This window comes from Methylocucumis oryzae (genome assembly GCF_000963695.1).
Taxonomy (GTDB): domain Bacteria; phylum Pseudomonadota; class Gammaproteobacteria; order Methylococcales; family Methylomonadaceae; genus Methylovulum; species Methylovulum oryzae.
Genome location: NZ_LAJX01000177.1, coordinates 1 through 5,002 on the forward strand (window position 1 = coordinate 1; position 5,002 = coordinate 5,002).

The following is a 5,002-nucleotide window of genomic DNA, read 5'->3' on the forward strand; positions in this document are numbered from 1 at the left end:
TTATCTTTTGGCTACCCACTTAAGCCGGGACAGGTCATTCAGAGTGAAGGACGCCGTAAATACGTCCCTGTAGGCTTGGCGGCAGCATCCCTGCTGCCGACACCTTCACTCTAAACAACCTGTCCCGGCTTGGTATTGTCCCGTTTTAAGTTGGTAGCCTATCTTTTCAGGTAACCTACTCGTTCACGGGCGGGGAGGTAATCTATCGGCCTCTATCTGCCGGTGGCTTTGTCATCCGGCAGATGAGGTCGGTTGTGGATTGAAACATGTTATTTTCCTAATGCATAGACCTGGCCCGATATTGGCGGAGCAGGCGTTGTTAAAGTAAGACGTGTAGGGCTTAAGCGAGTGCGTTGTACGGTTTCTTGTTCGATGGTTTCACGTTGGGTATGCATGGGTAAGTAATTACCGCTTGTCCATAGGTTAAGCATATCTTGATAATGGCTAGACCAGATTTGACCTGATTGACCGGTTGGCAAGATATAAAGCGAGTTGTCCGGTTTAGCTAAATCGTAAATCGCTCTAAATGCTGAGCCTGATTGACTGAGATAGCGACCAGTATCGGTATCGTAACGGTAGCCACTTACGTTAATAGTATCCATGCCACCCTCTCTGCCAACCTGGGGTGTAAACCAACGATTTAATAATGGAATGGCGTTGAAGAGAGGGTGTTTAAACGCTGTGATATGGGCTTCTTGCCAATACCAATCAGCGGGATTATCGCCGTAATGAGCTTGCAGATTGGCCAAAGCGCTTTGTAATGCGTGTTTAATTTCTTCATGACAAGGCCGTTGCTGACTTGTGCTAGCTTTGCACCAGCGCGCGGTACTACCGTTTTGTTGAGTGAAGAGGTTATAAATAAACGCCGGATTGTAATCATCGAGCCAATCATAGGCACTTCCTAACGGTTTTTCACAAATCTCAATGAGTAGCTGGCGTAACCATTCGGCAAAAATCAGGGGTTGTGAGGCCTCAGTTGCCATGCGGTAATCCCACTGCTTCATCAGCGCGACGGTGGTTTTTTGTAATGGCGTATCGGCTTCTACCGTTAACAAAAAAAGGCAGCAATTGCCGCGCAACGGGGTTAACGACATCGCGTTGAATGTCGGCAAAGCTGTCTACGCTATGTTTTTCCTGGGTGTCTAACAGTTCAGCAATCCGCTCAGCTCGATACGGTAAAGCCCAAGATGAGCTGAGTAAATACGGGTAATTATCAGGTGTAATTTTTTGGTTGGCAGTGACGATAGGGCTTGTGTTGTTAACAGTTGGAGCAATTTGCGGTAACTCCGCATAAGGAATATAACCTTGCCAATCATAAAGCGTTGACCAGCCGGGTACAGGCAGTTTGCCTTGTGCGACATTATCGGGATGGCGTGCCGGTACGCGTCCGGCAGCGATAAAGCCAATCTTACCGTTTTGGTCGGCATAAACTATGTTTTGCTGGGGACTGTGAAAATGTTCAGCGTAGGCGCGTAGTTCATCCGCTGTGTTAGCCCGTCCTGCATCCAAGATAAAGCGTAGGGTGTAATCGTCTTCGGCTAATCCTACCCAACTTAATGCCACCACCCAATCGATGGGCGTGACAGCACGCGCATCGGTATCTACATCGGAAATGACCGGGCCGTGCCGGGTGCTGCGCACGGTTAACTGCTCAGTTGCACCACCTTTTACCATGATACTTTCTTGTCTTGTGCTAAACGTTAATGCATCTTCGCCGACTTGATAGCGTGTAACATCGTTTGGCAATGGCCGCTCAAAAAATAAATCTTGCGTGTCAGAACCGGTATTAGTAAATGACCAGGCTAGCGTTTCGTTGCGTCCTAACATGACCCGGGTATGCCAGGCAACGTGGCACCAAACACATTTAAACCAGGCGCATGCAGATGCGCAAAATAAAACAGCGATGGCGAGGTCAAGGCTAAATGCGGGTCATTGGCTAATAACGGCAGGCCAGTTTCAGAATGGCTACCGTTAACAACCCAATTATTGGAGCCTATGCTTTTGTCAGGTACATAAGCAGGTTTTGTCGAAGTTGCGACTATTTTAGGCAATATGCGCCCGTATAAATTATTTACGTCGGGCAGTAAGCGGCGCGGCTCACCTGGATAAGCGGGCAATAAATCAGCGATGTGTTCGGGCGATAGCTGCTGACTTAAACGTAGATTAAGCAATTCTTCCCACCAATTGCCTGATAACCGCCAGGCCATGGTTTTTAGCCAAACTAATGAATCGACCGGTTGCCAAGGCGCAGGGCTAACGCCTAATAACCAAAATTCTACTGGTAACAGTTTTTGCTCAGCTAAATAAGCGTTAACGCCTTGTGCATACGCGTTAAGCAACGCTTGGCTGCGCGCATCCAACTGTTGCCAATTGGCTTGTGCCGCCTGTTTTATGCCCAAAGTACGCATCAAACGGTCTTGCTCTAAGGCTTCTTGGCCGAAGATTTCAGCTAATCGTCCAGAACCTGCCCGGCGGTTGATTTCCATTTGCCATAACCGGTCTTGCGCATGGACATAGCCAAGCGCTAAATACACATCGTGTTCAGACTCGGCATAAATATGCGGAACGCCATAACGGTCATGCAAAATTTCTACATTGGTGTTTAAACCAGGCAATACCTGCGGCGCATCTGAAAAAGCAATTCGCGTGATAGACGCCAATGTAGCGGTAATAGCACAACAGATGGCTAAGAATTTAAAAAATCGCTTATTCATTCAGGAGTGGATTCTAAAGGGTGGCATAGATTGCACATTTTCTGTAATTAGCATAATATAAATGATAATGATTCTCAATATTACGTCATTTATTCGCATTGTCAATAGGCTTGCCGCTTTAGTCGCAAGACGGTGGCAGGCCACTTCACTGAAACAATATTTACAGAAACCAGTCCTTCATGAATTTAGTCCGCTTGCTGTTCAAACAATTTAAGTTAAGTCTATTGCTGGTGTTTACTCTCAGCTTGATTAGCGCTAGCTTAGCCGTATCAGTGATTGCGTTTACTAATGAGCAGATGTTACATCCTCACGCAGAGGCGTTAACAACTTTGCTGCAATTCGTTAGTTTGTTGGTCGCGGTATTTATCATAGGCGTGGCCTCGCAAATTGGCATGACGACCTTAGGCCACCGACTGGTTTACCAGTTACGCCGAACCTTATTGAAACGGCTGTTAGACACGGATTTAGAGCAATTAGAAAAACTAGGTCCTGCCCGTATTTTGGCCAGCTTAAGCAGCGATATTCAGCAGCTAACATCGGCATTTATCAGCTTGCCTAATGCGGTTTATGGCTTAGTCTTGACTTTAGGTGGGTTTGCTTACTTGGCTTGGTTGTCGCAAACCTTATTTATGGCTAGCGTGGCTTGGTTATTTATTACCGTTTTAGTAGCTTGGTTATTGATGACTAAAACCTATGCGCATGTTGATAAGGCTAGAGATATTGAGGACTTGTTGTATGCTGATTATCAAGCGGTATTGTCTGGCCGAAAAGAATTAGCATTAAATCGGCAGCGTGCCCGGCGCTTTTATGCTGAAGAATTTATTCCCCACGCGCAGCAAGGTTGTCAGCAGGATATTTATGCAGACCGTTACAACGGCATTAATGAAAATTGGGTTAATACCATGATGCTGGGTGCAATTGGCTGGGTATATTTTTTAACGCACTACCAAAATTGGGGCGACCATCATATTGCCACGACGTTTTCGCTGACTATCTTGTTTTTGCGAACACCGCTGACCTCTTTAGTGTCGGCAGTACCAAGTCTGTTATCGGGTAGCGTGGCGTTGAACAAGCTAAACAGCTTGGCGCTGCCTGATTATTGCCCTGAATTTAGTCAGGCTACTACACCTCTCTATTGCAACTGGCATACCTTAACGCTGCAAGACGTCAGCTATCGTTACGATAATCCGGAGCAAGGTTCAGCGTTTTTAGTCGGGCCTTTGCAGTTTCATCTGCAACAAGGAGAAACCGTATTCATTATCGGTGGTAATGGCAGCGGTAAATCAACATTTTTACGCTTGTTAACGGGATTATATACGCCACAAAGCGGGCAAATCCTGCTAGAAGACCAGCAGCATAATTTGCCTGCGACTGAATACCGGCAACTGTTTGCCACGGTTTTCTCGGATTTTCACTTATTTCATCAGCTATTAGATGCACACGGTAGACCTGCTAAACAGCAGGCGATTCGTTTTTGGCTGGAGAGGCTGCAACTGACGGATAAGGTCGATTATGCAGAAGGTCGTTTGCTTGACACCCAGCTATCACAAGGTCAACGCAAACGCTTGGCATTACTGCTCGCTATTTTAGAAGACAGACCCATTTTAGTTTTAGACGAATGGGCTGCCGATCAAGACCCCGGCTATCGCCGTATTTTCTATCACGAATTGTTACCCTTGCTTAAAGCACAAGGCAAAACCATTGTTGCCGTCAGTCACGATGAAAATTATTTTCATTGTGCTGACAGGGTGTTGAAAATGGCAGAAGGTGTGTTTGTTAGTGCGCTAATGCGTTAATGTAAGCCCGGTTTGTCAGACACTATAGGTAGTGCTATTTCATTGACTTGGTGATTAAACAACATCCCCTTATGATGAACTCCTAGTCAGCTCATTTTAGGGTTCGACAAATGAGAAACAATGATTACGGAGCTTTATGATGCAACTTAAAGAAGCGGGTGCATCCGAAGAGAAAGCGCGAGCCGCTGCTAAAACAATGGCTGATTACGATAGTCGCTTCAATAAAATTGACCAGGACTTGGCTTTAATTAAAGCAGAAATTATGGTTTTGAAGTGGATGCTAAGCTTTTTGCTTGCTGGGATGGTTTCATTGCTTTTTAAGGCATTTTCAGCGTAGCAATTGCGTATATACTTTAAACGGTTAAGTTTTCGGTTTTTACAGATCGCTGTAAGGTACGCTACGCGTACCTTTTTATTGATTTTATTACGATTTTTTTAGTGGTACGCACAGCGTACCCTACTCAAAAAAAACCGAAAATTTGACCGTTCAGA

Annotated in this window: 3 protein-coding genes and 1 pseudogene; 2 read left to right on the forward strand and 2 right to left on the reverse strand. The window is 45.7% G+C overall.

The genetic code is table 11. From position 1 onward, the window contains the following. Positions 1–269: 269 nt before the first annotated feature. A complete protein-coding gene (locus tag VZ94_RS32300; protein ID WP_052700631.1) occupies positions 270–983 on the reverse strand; it encodes a penicillin acylase family protein in 714 nt (237 codons plus the stop codon). After that, a pseudogene (locus VZ94_RS29395) lies at positions 973–2,714 on the reverse strand (penicillin acylase family protein). The gene VZ94_RS32300 and the pseudogene VZ94_RS29395 overlap by 11 nt, the downstream one beginning before the upstream one ends. A gap of 179 nt (positions 2,715–2,893) precedes the next feature. On the opposite strand from VZ94_RS29395, the gene VZ94_RS15790 reads away from it, so the two are divergent. Together VZ94_RS15790 and VZ94_RS15795 are read left to right on the forward strand one after the other, a co-directional pair. Beyond that, positions 2,894–4,510 carry a multidrug ABC transporter permease/ATP-binding protein gene (locus VZ94_RS15790; protein WP_045779965.1) on the forward strand — a complete coding sequence of 539 codons (1,617 nt, stop codon included), beginning with the start codon at positions 2,894–2,896 and terminating at the stop codon, positions 4,508–4,510. A gap of 136 nt (positions 4,511–4,646) precedes the next feature. After that, a complete protein-coding gene (locus VZ94_RS15795; protein WP_204369173.1) occupies positions 4,647–4,847 on the forward strand; it encodes a hypothetical protein in 201 nt (66 codons plus the stop codon). The last annotated feature ends 155 nt before the right edge of the window (positions 4,848–5,002 follow it).